This is a genomic window from Aquimarina sp. RZ0, assembly GCF_008370685.1.
Classification (GTDB): Bacteria; Bacteroidota; Bacteroidia; order Flavobacteriales; family Flavobacteriaceae; genus Aquimarina.
Map to the genome: position 1 here is coordinate 1 of NZ_VTZU01000052.1, position 18560 is coordinate 18560.

Annotated in this window: 15 protein-coding genes; 7 read left to right on the plus strand and 8 right to left on the minus strand. The window is 33.0% G+C overall.

Going from position 1 to position 18560, the window contains the following annotated elements; genetic code table 11:
* The first annotated feature begins 212 nt into the window (after positions 1-212).
* From F0000_RS18540 to F0000_RS18550, 3 genes are read left to right on the plus strand one after another with little or no spacing between them, the layout of a single operon-like run.
* Positions 213-614, plus strand: a complete 402-nt coding sequence (locus F0000_RS18540; protein WP_149626222.1) for a MarR family winged helix-turn-helix transcriptional regulator — start codon at positions 213-215, stop codon at positions 612-614.
* 44 nt (positions 615-658) lie between these two features.
* A complete protein-coding gene (locus tag F0000_RS18545) occupies positions 659-1732 on the plus strand; it encodes a hypothetical protein (protein ID WP_149626223.1) in 1074 nt (357 codons plus the stop codon).
* A gap of 26 nt (positions 1733-1758) precedes the next feature.
* On the plus strand, positions 1759-2796 hold the full coding sequence (locus F0000_RS18550; RefSeq protein WP_149626224.1) for an NmrA family NAD(P)-binding protein: 1038 nt from the start codon (positions 1759-1761) through the stop codon (positions 2794-2796).
* A 458-nt stretch (positions 2797-3254) separates the two neighbouring features.
* Here F0000_RS18550 and F0000_RS18555 read toward each other — a convergent pair whose 3' ends face one another.
* Entirely contained in the window at positions 3255-3758 is a 504-nt protein-coding gene (locus tag F0000_RS18555; protein ID WP_149626225.1) for a transposase, read from the minus strand.
* Between the two features lie 63 nt (positions 3759-3821).
* Here F0000_RS18555 and F0000_RS18560 point away from each other — a divergent pair, with 63 nt between their 5' ends.
* Together F0000_RS18560 and F0000_RS18565 are read left to right on the plus strand one after the other, a co-directional pair.
* Positions 3822-4277, plus strand: coding sequence for a hypothetical protein (locus F0000_RS18560; RefSeq protein ID WP_149626226.1), 456 nt, complete (start codon positions 3822-3824; stop codon positions 4275-4277).
* A gap of 323 nt (positions 4278-4600) precedes the next feature.
* On the plus strand, positions 4601-8347 hold the full coding sequence (locus tag F0000_RS18565; protein WP_149626227.1) for an Ig-like domain-containing protein: 3747 nt from the start codon (positions 4601-4603) through the stop codon (positions 8345-8347).
* Between the two features lie 231 nt (positions 8348-8578).
* Here the strand turns inward: F0000_RS18565 and F0000_RS18570 are convergent, their stop codons facing one another.
* The 6 genes from F0000_RS18570 to F0000_RS18590 all read right to left on the minus strand — a co-directional run bounded on the left by F0000_RS18570 (position 8579) and on the right by F0000_RS18590 (position 12929).
* On the minus strand, positions 8579-9271 hold the full coding sequence (locus F0000_RS18570; RefSeq protein ID WP_149626228.1) for a TenA family transcriptional regulator: 693 nt from the start codon (positions 9269-9271) through the stop codon (positions 8579-8581).
* 293 nt (positions 9272-9564) lie between these two features.
* Positions 9565-9699 (minus strand): hypothetical protein, encoded by a 135-nt coding sequence (locus tag F0000_RS28340; RefSeq protein ID WP_255452801.1) that lies wholly within the window; start codon positions 9697-9699, stop codon positions 9565-9567.
* 210 nt (positions 9700-9909) lie between these two features.
* Positions 9910-10476, minus strand: a complete 567-nt coding sequence (locus tag F0000_RS18575) for a porin family protein (RefSeq protein ID WP_149626229.1) — start codon at positions 10474-10476, stop codon at positions 9910-9912.
* 541 nt (positions 10477-11017) lie between these two features.
* Positions 11018-11236, minus strand: a complete 219-nt coding sequence (locus F0000_RS18580) for a hypothetical protein (protein WP_149626230.1) — start codon at positions 11234-11236, stop codon at positions 11018-11020.
* A 214-nt stretch (positions 11237-11450) separates the two neighbouring features.
* Complete coding sequence (locus F0000_RS18585; protein WP_149626231.1) at positions 11451-11855, minus strand: tail fiber protein; 405 nt, start codon at positions 11853-11855, stop codon at positions 11451-11453.
* A gap of 534 nt (positions 11856-12389) precedes the next feature.
* Complete coding sequence (locus F0000_RS18590) at positions 12390-12929, minus strand: GNAT family N-acetyltransferase (RefSeq protein ID WP_149626232.1); 540 nt, start codon at positions 12927-12929, stop codon at positions 12390-12392.
* Between the two features lie 294 nt (positions 12930-13223).
* On the opposite strand from F0000_RS18590, the gene F0000_RS18595 reads away from it, so the two are divergent.
* Positions 13224-13529 (plus strand): hypothetical protein, encoded by a 306-nt coding sequence (locus tag F0000_RS18595; protein WP_149626233.1) that lies wholly within the window; start codon positions 13224-13226, stop codon positions 13527-13529.
* Between the two features lie 85 nt (positions 13530-13614).
* Here F0000_RS18595 and F0000_RS18600 read toward each other — a convergent pair whose 3' ends face one another.
* The gene (locus F0000_RS18600; protein WP_149626234.1) at positions 13615-17319 is read right to left on the minus strand and encodes a metallophosphoesterase; all 3705 of its coding nucleotides are present in this window, start codon (positions 17317-17319) and stop codon (positions 13615-13617) included.
* A gap of 54 nt (positions 17320-17373) precedes the next feature.
* On the opposite strand from F0000_RS18600, the gene F0000_RS18605 reads away from it, so the two are divergent.
* Positions 17374-18549, plus strand: coding sequence for a Pycsar system effector family protein (locus F0000_RS18605; RefSeq protein WP_149626235.1), 1176 nt, complete (start codon positions 17374-17376; stop codon positions 18547-18549).
* The last annotated feature ends 11 nt before the right edge of the window (positions 18550-18560 follow it).

Consider the following 18560-nt stretch of genomic DNA (forward strand, 5'->3'; position numbering starts at 1 on the left):
ACGCAATCAAATTATATAACAATAAAAGATTACATTTATCTTTAGACTATAAAACACCTAATTACGTGCACCAAAGTGCCGCTTAAATTTTAATATTAATCTGTAGCCGTATTTTAGGACGTGACATACAGAAAAAACCATCGGAACACCAAAAAAATTGAAAAAACAATCACCAATGTTGCATATACAACTTAATTTTATACTTTTACCGTATGAAATACGATTTGCAACTTTGTATTGGTTCTCGATTAAGAAGACTATCGAGAATAGCAGATAGACATTTTAGAAGTAAATTATCTGAATTTAACATTACCGAAAATCAAATGACCATTTTGTTTGTTTTGAACAAAAAGGGAAAAGTTGAACAAGGGAAAATCGGGCAGACATTAGTGTTGGAACGCTCAACAGTAAGTAGAAACATAAAACTATTGGAAAAACAAAATTATATTAAACGGACTTCTGACTATCGACCAGAAATTGAACTTTCAAAAAAAGGTAATGAATTGGTACAAAAGCTAATTCCACTTTGGGAAGAAACTATGGACGAACTAATTTCGAAATTGGGCGAAAATGGATTAACATATTTGAGTAAATTGGAGAACAGCCTAAATTAATATTTTTTTAAATACAATGTTGTATATACAACTTAAGAATAATTATGCTTAAAACGATTGAAAATAAAATGATGGAGCAAAATGCTCACACAGTAAAATACATTAAAACTGTTGGAATAAATGATGCCAAAGGAGCCATTAAGCAAATAAACGTCCAAATAGATAGAGATTTTGGTCTTGTAGGTCCATTAAGCTTGTCGTCAATAAGTGAAAGCGTACATGCTATGCGTTGGGCAAACATAAGAGAAGTATTTGTTGTGGAAACCAATGTCAAAAGAGTAGTTAAAGAAACTATCGCTTCTGGAATTGCAAAAACCAACGATTGCCCTTACTGCCAAGACGTACACGAAACTTCAATTTCAAGTGCTGGAGATACGGAGACTTCAAAAGCAATAGCCAATGGAACTTGGAAATCATTAAAAAACGAAAAGACCAAAGCCTTAATTAAATGGAGTTTAAACACAAGAAACCCAAATACCGAAATAATTAAAAACCCACCATTTACAAAAAGTGAAGCAACAGAAATAATAGGAACTGCATTAGTATTTCATTCTACTAATCGACTTGCGAATATATTTTTAGACAATTCGCCTTTACCCAAATTTTTGACCAATTCAATCCTCAAAAAAACAGCTTTAAATATTGCTTCCAAGACATTGTTTAAAACAATGGTAATGAAAAAAGGAAAAGCGGGAGATTCGTTACAGTTTATACAAAGCAACGCCTATTCAGAAAAATATAAATGGTCAGAAAATGTTCCAACATACGCTAAAACACTTGATGCAAGAGATTTTCTTTTAGACGAATTAGAAAAGGAACTCATTCCAAAAAAAATTGCAAAAATTTTTAAGAGCAAAATTAAAAATTGGTATGGGAAAGAAATGCCATTGGGAAGAGCTTGGTTAAACGAAATCATTATCAATTTTTCCGAAAGCGAAAAACCAATCGCTACGCTAATATTTCTATCAGCTTTTGCACCATTTACTATCATAGAAAAGGACATTACCAATTTTTACAAAATAAAAAATACAGAAAAAGAACTATTGGAAGTTTGCTATTGGTCTATCCAAATAATTACAAACCGAATAAGTGAATGGTTAACAGAACCATTCAACTAATAAAAAAAAATTAAAAATATAAGAGCATGAACAATAAAAAAATACTGGTAACTGCAACGAACGGAAACACAGGATTTCCTGCATCAAAAGAATTATTGAAATTAGGTTTTGAAGTCCGTGCCTTTGTTAGAGACCCACAAACCAAAAAGGCAAAAGAATTAAAAGAATTGGGTGCAGAAATATTCGTTGGCGATATTCAAGACATACGAGACGTTAGAAAATCGCTTGAAGGTATCGAAAGTGCCTATTTTGTACCAACATATCCGAATGTGCTTTTTCAAGGTTCAACTTTTGCAACTGCTGTCGAAAAAATGAAAACCAAAAACGTGGTTGTGCTTACCCAATGGTTATCATCCAACTCCCATCCTTCGGTTTACACAAAAGAACATTGGTTGGTTGACCAAACCTTTAAACGACTTCAAAATACCAACATTACATTCGTAAATCCCGGATTTTTCGCATTCGTTTATTTTATGATGCCTGAACCTATGCTTCAATTCGGAATGATGCCAGATTTTGGAACCAATGCACCACCTTCAAACGAAGATATTGGATTAACAGTTGCACATATATTAAAAAATCCTGAACCACATATCGGGAAAACCTATCGTGTAACAAGTAGAGAACTCTTAAAACCACAAGAAATGGCAGACATTGTTGGTAAAGTCGTTGGTCGTAAAATAAAGGCAGATGTATTACCTGAAAGTATGCTATTGAAAATGTTACGTTCTTACGGATTTCCGCAAAGAGACGCATCTCAAGTAATCCATTATGTAAAAGATGGGCACAATGGAGGTTTTGCACTAAAAGCACCAACAACAACAGTTCAGGATATTGTTGGCAAACCAGCGGATGATTTTGAAACCATAACAAGAAGATATTTAAAAAACAATCCTATGGTAAAACAATCGCTTCTCAACAAGTTGCGAACTATGGGAATTATGATGAAAGCAATAACCACTTCCAAATGGAATATGGCAAAATTCGAAAAGGAACAAGGGTTTCCAGTATTTAAAAATATGATGCCCTCCAATGATTCAGAGGAATGGAAATCGGAACATTGAAAATAGTGCGGAGAAAGTAATGGCTACAACAACTAAGCGTTCGTATGGTGCGTAGCGCCGATATATGAACTCAGTGTTGACTATCCCCGGCTGCTTTGCCGTATAGTTTTGTTTCTATGGGTTTTTCGTTAGGTTTGGTTGGTTGAATTACAGCTGGGTTATAGGAGTTTTTTAGTAGATCGTTGGTTTTTGGTAGTACTGTATGGTGTTTTTAGGTTTGGGTAATACGTATTTTGAGCGGTATCACATAATTTTCGATCTTTTAGTCTTTGTTATTCAATTTTAGAGTATGTTTAAAAAGAATACAAATTGAAAATCAATAGTTTGAGGTTCTGAGGACACTTCAAATGATGAGAATATCGAGATATTTTAATTATTTGAAGTAAGCTCACGGTTCTTAAAATATTTGTTTTCAAGAAGTAAGGTTTTTAAACAAGCTCTTAGACATAAGTATTCCATTACGCCATTGCGTTATTTTTTTCGGAGCTTCTATTTTTTTGACGATTCAGTCGTTCTAACCAATGCTGTGGTGGTCCTCTGTTATCAAACAGGTATACCGTTTTCAACCTCCCTTTTTTGCATTTGGGACATACTAAATGCTGTAAAGATTCTGTTTTTACTTTGATCTTGGGTCTGCCTAGTTGATTTAAAAGCTTCTGTAGATGTAATCTCTTGGAAGTGCTACTCAATAATCCAAAATGACGTATTCTAACAAAACCCTTGGGCAGTATGTGCATCGAAAAACGCCGAATGAACTCCTCTGTTTTTAGGCTCAAAAGTTCTGCTCTTCCTTCTTTTTTGTAGTTTTTAACCTTGATGGTAACACTGTCTTTTTCAACCTCTACAATTCGGTGATTTGTAATAGCGATTTTATGGGTGTATCTACCCAAATATTCAAGAACACTATTTGCATTGCCAAAAGGTTTTTTTGCATACAATGCATGGCGCAAACAAATCACCATCCTAAAAAGTCAATTTAAGGAATTTGAAGTCCAAATTTATTAGGTAGTCCAGCAATTCCGAGAATGGGCAAACGAGTCGATAATATCGTAATCATTAATAATGTTGCGTTTATGATAGAATTTAAAGTTGGTGATGGTGGTTTTGGAAAACACGCAATTGAACAAGTGATTGATTATACTGTTGACTTGAAAAACTTCCATGAAGGAAGTCATAATATAAAGCTCATACCGGTTTTAGTTGTAACTAATGCAATAAGTATTGAAGAACAGAATAGTCAAATTATAAATCATAAAACTGTTGCAAAGTCCAATCAATATGATCTAGCAAAAACACTTAACCAATATTTTGATCATAATAGTGAATCAATAAATATTGAATATTGGGAAAAATCCATCTACAAACAGACACCAACAATAATAGAAGCAGCTCAGGCTCTATACAAGGGACATAATGTCCAAGAAATCACAAGATCGGATTCTGGAATAGTTAATCTATTATTAACAGTTTCCTCATGTTAAAAATTACGTTTAAAAATTAATTTTCAGACTTCTAAAAATAAAAATAACACAAAATTAATTTATTTTTAACATTATTTATTTAGGGTAACATCTGTTAACCCTGTTATAATTATATTAAATCGATTCATACATTTTTTTTTGAAACCTCAAAACTTTTTATGCCATTTTTTCTAGTCATTCAAGCGTTAGACCATCTGGACTTATCTAAAACTAGTAATGGGTATAGGTTTTCTCAAAAAATTATCATTATAATGAAAAAATCATAAAAGATATAAAACACAATTCACACATAATATTAACTACTTTTTTAATCTTTTTAACTTATGAAATTTACTCTTTACACATTTTGCAAAATTTTTCTCTTTATTTTGTTTTTTTCTTCTTTTAAGTTGCAAGCTCAGCAACATGATAAGCAAGAAATTATTGAACAACTATATCAAGATGCCATTACTCCTAATGGGTATATTCGGTGTGGAACCAGTCCCATAGAGCTATTAAGAAACAAAGGGAATTACACAAATTCGAAGCTAGCCTTTGAAGATTATATCAAAGAGCAATTACAACCGTTGGCTTTAAAAAAGTCAGCTCAAGCAACAATTTTTGAAATCCCAGTTATATTTCATATCATTCATAATGGTGAAGAAGTAGGGAGTGGTGATAACTTAGCTTTTGAACTGATTCAGGCACAACTAGAGCAATTAAATAATGATTTCAGGAAAATTACCGGTACTTCTGGTGATGGCGGTGGAGTAGATACTGAGATTCAGTTCAGCCTTGCCTTGCTTGATGAAGATGGTAACTTGCTTCCCGAATCCGGAGTTAGACGTATTAATCGTAATTCTATAGATGGTCTTGGTAATCCTCCTTTTACAGAAATAACTTATAACAATATCATTAAACCTAGTACACAGTTTGATCCTAATCAATATTTGAATATCTGGGTAGGAGGATCTCTAAGGTTTAGTCTGGGAGGTAGACTTCTTGGTATTGCACAATTTCCAGAAGCTCCTAGTTTACCTGGAATAGACATAGGGGACGATCCTCCAAATACAGACGGAGTCGTTGTCAGAACTTCTTCTGTAGGAAGTACCACATTAGTAAATCCTGATCCCAATGCAGCTCCTTTTGATAAAGGACGAACATTAACACACGAAATAGGTCACTGGTTGGGGTTAAGGCATACAGGAGGGGATGGCGATTGTACAGCAGATGATTTTTGTGCTGATACACCTACTGCTTTTGGTAATCAAGTAGGATGCTCTGAAACTAGTGATAGTTGTCCTACGGTTGGTCTTGATCCTATCGAGAATTATATGAATTTTACCAATGATGATTGTATGGAGCGATTTACTGCATGCCAAAGAGACCGGATGCGTATCGTAATGGGAGCCACAGGAAACGGATCGCCAAGAAGAGAAATATTAGCTTCTTCAACAGTAGATGAGATTAGCCAGGGATTTGATATCGTTACACTACAAACATCATACAATGCTTGTGTACCAAATGACATAATCGTTGATTTCAGAGTAGAAATTGCAAGTAATTTTTCAGGAAATATTAATTTCACAACTACAAATTTACCTCAACAATTATCAACTTCTTTTTCAAACAATTCGGTGAATACAAGTGGTATTTATACACTTACAATAAGCAATACAGCAAATATTTCTCCAACTGATTTTACTATTAATATTGTTGGTGCTGATACCAATAGTTCTTTTACCAGTTCTACCAGTACGTTAATACAAGTCCAAGATGCTATAACCAATGTCCCCAATCTATTGCTTCCTACCAATGGATCCACCAATCAACCCAGAGTATTAAATCTGAACTGGGAAAGCCTGGATGGAACAGAAAGTTATGACATACAAGTAGCCTCAGATATAAGCTTCAATACTATTTTTGAATCTGAAAATGATATAATGACCACTTCTTTCCAGACAGCAATTCTTTCTGGAGATACTACTTTCTTTTGGCGTGTACGAGGAAACAATGCATGTGGATCTGCAGGGCCCTGGTCAGATGCTTTTTCTTTTACCACTGTAGTACCTACAACAGAAACAGGAACCTGTACTGATCCTATAGAAATACAATGTGGTACGCTTGTAGCTGGAGACCTTATTAATGGACAAAGTACCATCGACTCTTATGGTCAATTTTTCTCCGGGTTGACAGGTCGTGAACAAATTTATTCGATACAACTTTCTGAACCATCAATTGTAGAAGTCACTTTGTCTAATCTTAGTGCAAATGCAGATTTAATTATTTTTGCTGATTGCGACAATCCTACAGCTATAGAATCAGGTTTTTTTCGACCAGGTTTGAATGATGAAACAGCAACTGCTAATCTAGACGCTCAGAATACTTATTATATTGCTATAGAAGGACGCGATGATACAGTATCAACATTAGAATTTACCCTAGCCGTTACTTGTACTCCACTTTGCAGTAGTTCTTCTGGGATTGTAGAGACTTTTGAGAATGGAGAACCAACAGATTGGACTTTTACCGTATCAGGTACAGGCGATTCTAATTTAAGGAGATGGCGTTTTGATGATAGCATTTTTAGAGTGGGGGTATCTAATCCGGGAAGTGGTGACTGGGCTAGGTTTGATGATTTTGAAATTGCCCCTAGAAATAATAATACTGCTACTGCTACCACTCCAACTGTAAATCTTTCTGATCAAGAAAATATAAGACTGTTTTTTGATTTTTCATTTGCCGCATTTGCTTTTACAGATTTCACAAGGCTTTCTGTTACAGATGGAACTAAAACTTATTATTGGAGCAGAAACCTTCAGAATTGGACAACTACCCTTTCTACTTGGTTAGACGACAATAATACAAGCTTTGCCTTTGATACTGATGCCGTTTTTAACCAAACTATACCTACAGACTTGGATACCAGTAGTTTATCAGTTACTATATTTTATGATGATGGTAGCAGCCCCACTCTTACCGGCTTGGGTTTTGGATTTGATAATTTTTCTCTTTGCGGAGAATCAATTACTCCTCCCACAGATACTAAACCTGTGGTAGAATTTACTACACCTGCTGATGGTGATGTATTAAATGTTGGTGATGATTTACCAGTAATTGTATCAGCAACTGATGATGGTAGCATTGCTAATGTAAGATTGTTTTTAAATGGCATCTTTGTAAGACAAGAGAATGTTGTGCCGTATGAGTGGGCAGCACCTGGACAACAGGATGATATTCTTAGAAATTTGGATTCGGGTTCTTATACCCTAAGAGCAGTTGCAACAGATAATAATGGTAATACCGGAGAAAACACTATTACTATAATTGTTGAAAATACGAATAACATTGTTGGTAATTTTGATTTTGGAACTCCCACTTCTCCTCTAGAAAATGGATTTACAAGAGTAGATCCAAGTATCATTTCCGGGTCTTTTAGATGGACTAATAATGACCGATTGAATAGTCGAAGCAGGAATAGAGCTTCTGGAGTACCTGTTACTAATCTGAATCGGGATTTTATTTTTGCAAGAGTCCCCAGAACTTTTGAAGTAGATCTTCCCAATGGGACCTATAATGTAATTGTCACATTTGGTGATCGAAGAAGAGCTCACGACAATCAACAAGTAGATGCCGAGAATGGACAGGTAATTAGGAGTGACATCGATACGAGTTTCGGAGAATTTGAGGATCAAACTTTTGAGGTTACTGTTACTGATGGAGCTTTAAGTCTTGAATTTTCTGATGCAGGAGGTTCAAATCCGGATTGGGCAGTTACCAGAGTAAGTTTTACGCAAACCTCATCCGTGACTAATTCAGAAACAGGAACTACCCGTGCACAGGAATTAACAGATATGGTTATCATTCAAAATCCTGTAAGTGATATGCTAACTATAGAGAAACTACCAAAGGGTGAGTACAATGCAATTCTTTATTCTTTAAAAGGAACCGAAATTATGCGTAAAAATATCAAAACCGAAAGTAGTCAATATCGGGTTGAATTACCATCCCTGAGTACTGGCATATATATTCTTCGTATTTCGAGTAAAGATTTTATATTCAATAGGAAAATAGTAGTAGATCACCGTTAATTCATGATCAAAAGAGATATTTCAAAAAAAACATTTCGTTTTTAGATAACTCAAAAATACAAAATTTCAAAAAAAACCCTCGTAAACACTTATTTTATGAGGGTTTTATGTGTGAAATGATATGAATTTTCAATTCATATTGCGGATGGAATACCATTTCTGGTTTTAAATCATCTATTCAGATTTGCTGATTTAAATCTATTAAAAAAAAGAAATGGTATAAATTCAATTTCATCTGTTTATTGCGGTATTGAAATTTTGAAATTCGTAGGTCATTGCTTGTGAGTAAAGTTGAGTTGCAAGTGTTTCATCTACAGGGTTTTCTTTCTGATACTCAACTAGAAAATTTCCCATTGCATACGCTCCGTCAGGATAATCGTTTTCTGTTATCCAAGGCGCATAGAGATTTCCAGATAAGGGAGGGGATAGCTGTGCTCCTAACCAAGCCCATAGATACTCACAAGGCATCATCGCTATAAGCGTATAAATAGGAGCTTTGTGGGATGCTACATTAGACTCAAATTCGGAATATTGTTTGCAAACCTTACTTGGGACAATTCCTCCTGCATCTCTTACATGCCATACTTTTGGAAACGTTTCATTGTATTTTTGGTAGCTATTATATTTCTTGAGCAGAAATGCTTTAAGAATCGGATTTGAGGCCTTGCTTTCTGCGACTAGATAATCTTGTTCCCCATTAAAACAATAATAGGCATCAATGACATTAAATCCTCCGTAACTTACAGGGTCAAGAGTTCCAGTCTTGATTCCTTGAATAAATTCGGTATTCAAAGCTTGATTCGCAATACTTTGGCATGCATTCCACATTTTCCAAAACAAAGAATCTAAAGGAGGAGGAGCAGTTGATAATTTGTGTTCAGCTAAAAAGCTATTGTCTAATTTTGTAGATCTATTGTTTTTCATATGGTTACCTTCTTTTTTCTGACATCTCTTATATCGTGTGTTTGTTTCCCGAAAAGAGCCATGTACACTATGCAAATTGTTTTCTTCTTTTCTTCAAGCCATTCGAGTTGTGATTTAATCCGTTCGATTAGTTTACTGTCTTGGTCAGTATGTATATCTCTAATTCTATAATTTTCCTTTTCTGGTTGAGTTTTATTCAAAAAATCGTTTATTCCTAAATTAAAAAGGGCTTGTCCGAACCTTTGGTCATAGTGGTTTATGTTAAGAATTTCTTGGTATTCTTTTTTTAGATTTTATTTTTTCCATTCAGCCTCAAATTCATCTTTATCAATTTGAAAACCCTGAAATTCATTCAAATCCAATACCTGGTCACTAAGACCTCCATAATCATCAAAAGTTTTTCTGAATGATATTTTAATCGGTTTCATTTTCGTATAATTCAATTTGTCTGGTAGTATATCCATCAGTTCCTATTTCAAAATACCAAACAGATGTACCCCAAGAATCAAATTCATCACCTCTAGTTTCATTTCATTTTCACTTGAAATATCTCGTCATTTTAGGAATTTTAAAAATTCTACTCCTGTTATTTTTTTTGAATTTGCTTCTTTTAGCGATATTATCATAACTTACTATTTTTATTTCGTTTTTAGAGGTATGGTAACACCCAGAGCAAATGCTCCGACATATTGTTCTACCGTAGGCTGAAAGTAATAAGAAAACCCAAGATCAACATTATTATTTCGCCCTAATTCTACTCCGAATGAAAAAGGGATATGATAAATAAACCCATTTTTATCGATGTTGGTAAACGCTGTAAGGGTCTCAAAGTTCCCAATCGAACCACCAACACCAATTTCAACATATGGTGCAAACCAGGGAATTGGAGCTCTTACTCTTGCTTTCCCTCCAAATATAAAGGCTTTAGACTCTGCTTTTTCATCTGTTGGATTATCATTGAGATCTTTGCCATCTGACCGAGTCAAAATTAAACCGGCATATGGTCTTAATTCCAACCAGGAATGAACTTTTAACACAAATTCTCCCTGCATAAAAAATCCTTTATCAACAATCCTATCAACACTTTTATATGGTGCACTCAATCCATATCCAATTTGAGCATTTATTGATTTTTCCTTGATAAACTGTGCGTTAGACAGGTTTGCTATAAAAATTAAAAATAGTACAATCAGGCTTTTTTTCATAATATGTTATATTGTTTACTATGGATGTCATAGCACAATAAAATGTTACTTTTTTTTTAGATTTTTTTATATTTTATAATGTCGAAGTATGGCAGCAGCAGCAGTAACTGGTTTAAGACCTCAAACTTGTTGTTTCTGCAAAAACTCTTATGATCAGAATATTATCATTCGTTTTTATACACTACGGAGTTTATACTAACACTCGTTTTTGATAAATAATCGTGATTTCTATTTTTTACAAACAAAAATGAAATTTTATCAAATGATATTAATCTGTAAAAGGTACACGCAATGATATCAGAATTTTTAGCTTTTTCTTCATTCATTTTAGTTATAAATTTGCGAACTGTTTTCTGAAATTTAATTTCCATAATTGTATAATATATTATATAGGTTCCAAATATCAGGAGGTATCCAGGAATTGTAAAAAACACTGCGTTGGTACAGTTTATAAAAAGTCCAATAACAAAACTTACAATGAATGCTAAAAGCTCCTAAAAACTAAAACCGAACACCAAATTTAACAATTGGATAGATGAATTCACCACAATAGAGTCTCTACTTTTTCTAATTTCTCTCTTTCAGCAGTTACCTTTTTTGTGATCTCAATAAATGTGCTCGTATCTATATTTCGTTTTTTCACCTCAAATTCGTTGGCTTTTATTGCTGCTAGCTTATACTTTTTCTTTTCTACATTTAATATTTTTATTAATTCTTTGTCAATCCGTTGAGACATCTCACCTAGAAACTCTTCTTTCATTCCAGTTTTTGTATTATACGATTTATAACTAAAAATTTCGCATATTCATCGTTTCTTTTTCCTTTCTACTTCGTTTAAAAAATAAACCGTAGCTATAGCTATGCTTGATTTTTTTGCCTTGCATAAAGAAAAAATAATTCAATGAATTTATACGAATTTTTTAATCACAAATCGTATAATACGATTTGTCACAATAAAAAGTTATTATATTTTGTCATTTGTTTTTTTCAGATATAACTAATTTTTCAATTTCTGATAGCCGATCAGATAGTAATTTTAGTAATAGATTTTCTTTCTCAAGTTTTTCAATTTTTTCAAGAAGATTCATATCCATTTCGGCTTGCTTTACCCCATTTTTTTCAAATTCATTTGCTGAAGGAATTCCGGGAAGATGACTTTTTTTATTAATAAATTTTTCTACCTCTTTAATACTCATTAATTGGTAGTTTTCTTTGAAAACATAATCTGGAGCAGGAACATTCAAATCTATTATTACTTCCTCTGCATGAATAGTACCTTTTACAGTTAACTTCGTATCTGGGTTTCCTGTTCCGATTCCAACATTTCCTGATTTATTGATCAAAGAAATATTCCCATTTTTATTTACTATTAGTGGCATTGTATTGGAAGTTCCACTATACACATAAAAATCCCCAGAACTAACATCATAACCAGAATTATTTGCGTGTGCAACTCCTAATCTAATCTGTTCATTACTTGCTGGCGTTTCAAATCGAACCTCTGGCCATTGAGACGAAGAAATCTTAAAATATTGACGCCTATTTAAATTTCCAATTCTGGCATCCCCATTTACATCTAAAAGTTTTGAAGGTGAGTTGTTCCAATGCCTACATTTCCACTTTGTTTAAATATTGTCCCATTAATAGTTTGATCTTATGCATTTATACCAAAAATAATTACTAGTAACACGAGTACAGATAACACTTTTTTCATTTTATTCTGATTTATTTATTAGTAGATATTTTATTCTTAAAAGTTTACTGTCACAAAATTTAGAGCAAACTACTTCGGGGCAAGCTCACGAGGCATTTATTGAAAAAAACATTTCGATTTCGAGGCAAATCTGGGAGCATTTAAATCTCGATTATCGAGTAAAATCAAATCAGAATTGGCAGTTAGAAGAAAGTGCATTCTATGTATTCCACTCTGTTTCTAGTATTGCATATTCATAAGTATCGGACCAACCTGATTTAAGAGGCAATACTTTTCTTTTAAGTCCTTCTCTAACCATACCTGTTTTTTCCAATACTTTGACAGATCCAATATTATCTACAGCACATCCTGCTTCAATTCTATGAAGTCCAATTTTTTCAAATCCAAATTCAAGAATAGCTTTGGTAGCCTCTGTAGCATATCCTCTGAACCAAAAGTCAGGAAACAATTTATACCAGATCATACCGATTCTATATTTAGGGTTACCAATCTTCAATGATATTAAGCCTAATAACTCATTTTCATTCATTTTTTTTATCGCAAATACAAATTCATTTTTCAATCTTCTGTTGTCTATCCATTCTTCTAGATAAACCTGTGTAACCTCTATATTAGTAGGAATCCCTAATGTGTTATATTGATCTACTTTTGGAATTGATAATAGTTTATGAATTGTAACCAGATCAGCGGGTACTACTTCGTGGAGTTGCAATCTATTTGTATCTATTTTTTCTACCATTCACACAAAATTACCCATAAAAAATATATCTATCCAGATAGTACACATATAATATTAAAAAAATAATTGTGTGAAGTTATTAACAAACCCACACTTAAACTAAAAGATTAACCTTTTGTCGACAAAACTAAGCACAACAATATAACACAGATTAAAAAAGTAGTAAAAAACCTACTTGTTAACAATTATAGGTGAAGGCATAAGAGGTAAGCAGCAAACAAAATACGTCATAAAACATTAATAATCACTAAATTAGCTTAAAAAATTACCCAAAACCCCAAATAACATTTTTATATGAAAGCCGCCCCAGCTTATCTCACAGTCATTGCCATATTTTCGTCAAGTATTATTTTATCACAAAAAAGTAGCAATCATCATACTGAAAAAATGATTTTAGAAGATCAATCATTTCAGTCGATACATCATACTTTGAAAAAACAAGAAGACACTACCAGTCATTTTGCACCTGTGAGGAATAAAAAATTAACATCAAATATTAGCTCACAAAAAACAGAAAGCTCTAATACAAATAACATGAATAAAACAACTTTGGATCCTGCTGAAAAATTGATTCCTAGAACGACCTTAGATTTTTTTTAGAATAATAAAGCATCTTTTTTGTAAATAATATAATTGTTCCTTACCCGAAAAGCTCCTGATAGTACGCATCTATATTGGGAGCTTTTTACAAGTTTATTCCCAGACCAAAAGTAAATCGTAATCCATCAGTACTATGAAATAGTCCTAATTGCCCTGAAAGAGCATCTACAGCATTGATCCACACTCCTCCTCCTATAGAATCATGCCAACGATCAGAATCTTCCTCATCAAACCATACACGCCCATAATCATAGCCTCCAAATACACCAAGTTGTAAGGGTAACAATCCTGTTTTAAACCTATTAAAACTGTACCGCAGATCTGCGCTAAATACAGCAGCCTTGTCCCCGGTAAAACGTTCTTCTCTAAAGCCTCTTAAACTATTAGCACCTCCCAAAGTAGCCGCTTGATAAAATTCAAAACCATCTCCAATTATAAATTGAGCATTTACAGCTGTTTTTAATACAAGTTTTCTGTTTTTTGTAATTGCATTATAAAACCCTAATCTTGGGCGCACATATCCAAAAGTATTGTCTGTATTATTAATATTTACCTTAGAACCACCATGTAATGTGAATATCATCCCTCGTGTGGGATTAGCTCCATTATCAAAACTCTTATATGCATATTTTATATCTATACCTGTAAAAAACTTTCTGTTAAAAAAATCAGAATCCGCAACGACCATTTCCAGACCTGATGTAATAAATCGCTCCTGAGAATCCTGAACCTCTACACCTTCATAAGATCCTGTAATAGAAAAATCACTTCCGTAAAAGCTTTTTTTAATCAATCCTATGGACAGCGACCATATACTAGTTTTTACTCTATTAAAATCCAGACCAACTATAGTATCATTATTAATTGAATTATTACCAAATCCAAAAAAGTTTTGCGCATAATTTTCACTAGTATACTTACCTCCTACTGTCAGGTTCCAATTACCGATAGCATTTACAAACTCTCCAGTATACGATGCATCATAGCCTTCTGTAGCAAAATAATATGCTGCTTTTATAATATGTTTACTTTGATAAGGAGCATTATTAAAACCTCTTATGGTATACGCATCAGTTACATTCACATTAAATCCATCATCAGGATTAAATCCTATTAATGGTGTTAAAGTATTTGTTCTATCAATATACTTATTCATATCATAAACATTATGGCTATAATTATCGCTCAGTATAAATTTTGCAGTTCCTTTTTTCTTTACAGTATTTGATTTTGACTTATGGTCATATACTCGTACTTTCTTCCCATTCTCAATAGTATATACATCATTATTCTGACCTCCTACAATTCTGATAAGAATTGGATTCTTTCCTTCTCCTTTTACCACAAACTGATCATCTTCGTCTAATCCATAAATCCATATTTCTTTAGTCTCTTTGGATACTATGGTTCTTTTATAAAAAGGTTTCTTTACGGTAGTCGTCTTTATCCTTGAAATTGTTATCTGTGTCTGATCATCTTGTCTTACGATTTCAAAAAAATCATCCTTATCGGTACCTTTAATAATAACTTGTTTAGAAAGATATTTGTAATAGCGCTCTGCAATATCTTCTAAAATATCTCTCCTACTTCTCAAAAACTTTTTAATTCTTTCTACAGTATCGTCTTGTAATTCTGAAGGTAAGTTGTTAAAAGCTTTATCTATAGAAGCATCGCTAAGGTTATCTTTTATAAAACTAGCTTGTTCCAACCAGATACGCTTACCAGATTTTTGTGTAAAAGCTCTATCTAATCGTATACCTGCTTCATTAATCCATCTTATATTTTTTAGCTTTTCATCATATACCTGAAATTTTCTGGTAATTGGAACAATAAACTTAATCAGTCCCAGAAGTCCTCCGTCATAATTAGAAAACACTTGATCTCTATCTTTGGGCACTGGTCTATAAAATTTTCCTTCATCTGTATCAAAACGAGACCACCTCCATTGGTCAGAATGCCTATCCCAATCTCCCAAAAGCATATCAAATAGCCTGGTGCGTATATAATGCTCTTCATCCATCTGGTATTCCTCATCTTTTCTCAAATTCTTAATCAAATCATCTGTTCCCTCTATATCATCTGGTGTTCCAAAAGAGGCTACACTCTTATGTTCTTTTCCCGGACGTTCTTCGAGAAAATAAATTTCGTCACCAAAATCTTTATTATAGTTTCCCAGTGCTGGATGTTTAGGAATATAATATACTTTCGGATTGGCATGATATACATCTATAGCATCCGCCAGTCCTCCCACAATCAGAAAAGCATAAGGATAACTAGAAGTATAAAAATCAGAAAGTAATTCTTCGGTAAGGGTATCATCAAAACTGTCTTCTAAATAGGTGTCCTTAAAAGCTCCTTTTTGCAAAAACTGCGTTACACTCTTTCTCATAGCCCTAAGACTATATCTTTTTCCTTCTTTATCCAAAAGTCTTAATGATCTGGTAACTTGCCCTCCTCCTCTTCTTTCTATAGTAAAACCGCCCATTAACGTATCCAGAGTGGCAACAGGTATTTTTATATCTGTTCCGTACACCTGTCTGTAATGATCACCCCAAAGCGTTTTAAAAAATTTAGATTTTTCTGTTTCTTCTTTTCTGTAAATAGATGCTGAAGTTTCTGTTTTAAAAGAATTTGTAAGACCTTCTGTATCATATTCTTCAGGTTTTTTATGCACTTCTTTTTGATACACTAACTTTGAAACTCCTTGTTCTCGACCATAGAATCGAACATTAGATGATCCATCAGTAAATATATCCAAAACGGCAACACCTTGCCCGGGATAAGAGAACAAACCATCATTACCTAAAGAGGCTGCAGTAACTTTAGAGCCCGATCCGGACACAATCTGTTTTAGTCCTTTATTATCTATATATTGCAGGGAATGCTCGTGCCCTGATGCAAAAATAATTCGTTCATTTTCTCTTGAGATAGTAATCAAACGTCTCATCAGTTTATTGTAACGTTCGTTGTATCTATCTTGTGGCGACACTCCTCCCTGAGAAAGAATTTGCGTTGCCAATGATCCTAAAATTGGTAATGGAATTTTCTTCTTAAGTGGAAAAATATGACTTTTAAAACTAAATTTACCACCATGTATACCATTGGTAAACATAGGATGATGCATGGCTACTACAATCGTCTTTCCATTATGTTTTTTAAGCTCTCCTCCCAACTCATTCAAAAACTTTTCTCTTGTTTTTATTTCGCAATTATCATTAATTGTAGGATTCTTGTTCCAATTAGCCAAGTACCATTGCGTATCCAAAATTATTAATTGAATCTGCTTATTTACTTCAATACTTTCTATCGGACATCCTTTTGAAGGTAAAAAAGATTGTTTATTCTTTAATTTTTTTTGTATATATTTTTCTTGTCGTTTTAATCCTTTTACTCCATTAGCATACCAATCATGATTTCCGGGAATAAAAACTACATTACCATTAAATTTATCTGCGACAGCTATTTGCACATCTATTCTATGCTCTGATACGGTTCTCTCAGAATCGTTTTTATCCGGCATTCCCTTTTGGTAAATATTATCCCCCAGAAACAATAAATAATCATCATTGGTTTCCTCTTTATGTATAATATCTCTTAAAACTTCTAAACCTTGAGTACTTTCATTTAGGTTCGCTCCACCAGCATCTCCTAGTAAATAAAACGATTTTTCTATTTGCTTATTCGGCAATTTTTCAGGGAAGTTTTCGTTTAAATATTGTGGGGTATATAATGCACAAGAATTACATAAGGATGCTACAATTAGGATAACAATCAGTATATTTTTATTCATAAATGGGTACATTCACTTTTTTTTAATTAATTTGGTTATTGAAATAATTACGCTATGAATACTTTGCTCCAAAAAACGGATAAGTTCGTTTTAGACCTCTTTGAAAATAAACTTTCTAAAACTTGTATCTATCATAATTATACTCATACCAAAAGAGTATTTAAAAGTACAAAAGAAATTATTGACAATACTACTATTTCTGATCAAGATCAAGAAGTATTACTATTAACAGCCTTGTTACATGATACTGGATATTCAGAAAGTTTTGACAATCACGAGGAGCATAGCGTAAATATATCAAAAGCTTTTTTGGAGAAACAAAATACTTCTCAAGAAATTATTGATAACGTTTCTGAGCTTATTTTAGCCACCAAAATGAATCATAACCCGACAAATCTATTAGAAAAAATTATCAGAGATGCTGATGCTTCTCATTTGGCAAAAGATTATTTTAAGGAAACCAGTGAATACTTACGGCAAGAATTTCAATTAAATCATATTAAAGATTTTAGTAGTTCGGAGTGGTTAAAATCAAATATCGATTTTTTAGAAAACAAACATAGGTTTTACACCGATTATGCTTTAAAAAATTGGCAACCTAAAAAAGAAGAGCACCTTTTAGAGATCTTAAAAGAACAAAAAGAATTAAAAAAGAAAAAGAAAAAAGAAAAACTTAAGAAACTGGTAAAAGAAGAAAGTCCGGAAAAAGGAATTCAAACTTTATTTAGAGTTACCCTAAGAAACCATCTAAAATTAAGTGATATTGCGGATACAAAAGCTAATATTCTTTTATCTGTAAACGCTATAATTATATCATTGGCGTTATCTAACCTGATACCTAAACTAGACAATCCGTCTAATCAATACCTTATTATTCCTACATTAATATTCATTGTTTTTAGCATTGCTTCTATGATGCTATCGGTACTAGCTACAAGACCTAATGTAACCGGTGGAGAATTTACAAGAAAAGAAATTGAAGAGAAAAAGGTAAACTTGTTATTCTTTGGAAATTTCCATAAAATGCCTTTGGATGAATATAAATGGGCGATGCATGAACTCATGGATGACAAAGAATATATTTATGATACGATGATAAAAGATTTATATTTTTTGGGTAAAGTATTACATAAAAAATATAAAATACTACGGATTACATATACTGTGTTTATGATTGGTTTTATTACCTCCGGAATTGCTTTTATAGTCGCTTTTAATACATTGCAATAAATAATCATCCT

Coding starts and splice junctions, on each gene's coding strand:
- F0000_RS18545 (WP_149626223.1), top strand. CDS start 659: ATGCTTAAAACGATTGAAAATAAAATGATGGAGCAAAATGCTCACACA.
- F0000_RS18540 (WP_149626222.1), top strand. CDS start 213: ATGAAATACGATTTGCAACTTTGTATTGGTTCTCGATTAAGAAGACTA.
- F0000_RS28340 (WP_255452801.1), bottom strand. CDS start 9,699: ATGAAACCGATTAAAATATCATTCAGAAAAACTTTTGATGATTATGGA.
- F0000_RS18605 (WP_149626235.1), top strand. CDS start 17,374: ATGAATACTTTGCTCCAAAAAACGGATAAGTTCGTTTTAGACCTCTTT.
- F0000_RS18585 (WP_149626231.1), bottom strand. CDS start 11,855: ATGCCACTAATAGTAAATAAAAATGGGAATATTTCTTTGATCAATAAA.
- F0000_RS18550 (WP_149626224.1), top strand. CDS start 1,759: ATGAACAATAAAAAAATACTGGTAACTGCAACGAACGGAAACACAGGA.
- F0000_RS18570 (WP_149626228.1), bottom strand. CDS start 9,271: ATGAAAAACAATAGATCTACAAAATTAGACAATAGCTTTTTAGCTGAA.
- F0000_RS18595 (WP_149626233.1), top strand. CDS start 13,224: ATGAAAGCCGCCCCAGCTTATCTCACAGTCATTGCCATATTTTCGTCA.
- F0000_RS18565 (WP_149626227.1), top strand. CDS start 4,601: ATGAAATTTACTCTTTACACATTTTGCAAAATTTTTCTCTTTATTTTG.
- F0000_RS18555 (WP_149626225.1), bottom strand. CDS start 3,758: ATGGTGATTTGTTTGCGCCATGCATTGTATGCAAAAAAACCTTTTGGC.
- F0000_RS18590 (WP_149626232.1), bottom strand. CDS start 12,929: ATGGTAGAAAAAATAGATACAAATAGATTGCAACTCCACGAAGTAGTA.
- F0000_RS18600 (WP_149626234.1), bottom strand. CDS start 17,319: ATGAATAAAAATATACTGATTGTTATCCTAATTGTAGCATCCTTATGT.
- F0000_RS18575 (WP_149626229.1), bottom strand. CDS start 10,476: ATGAAAAAAAGCCTGATTGTACTATTTTTAATTTTTATAGCAAACCTG.
- F0000_RS18580 (WP_149626230.1), bottom strand. CDS start 11,236: ATGAAAGAAGAGTTTCTAGGTGAGATGTCTCAACGGATTGACAAAGAA.
- F0000_RS18560 (WP_149626226.1), top strand. CDS start 3,822: ATGGGCAAACGAGTCGATAATATCGTAATCATTAATAATGTTGCGTTT.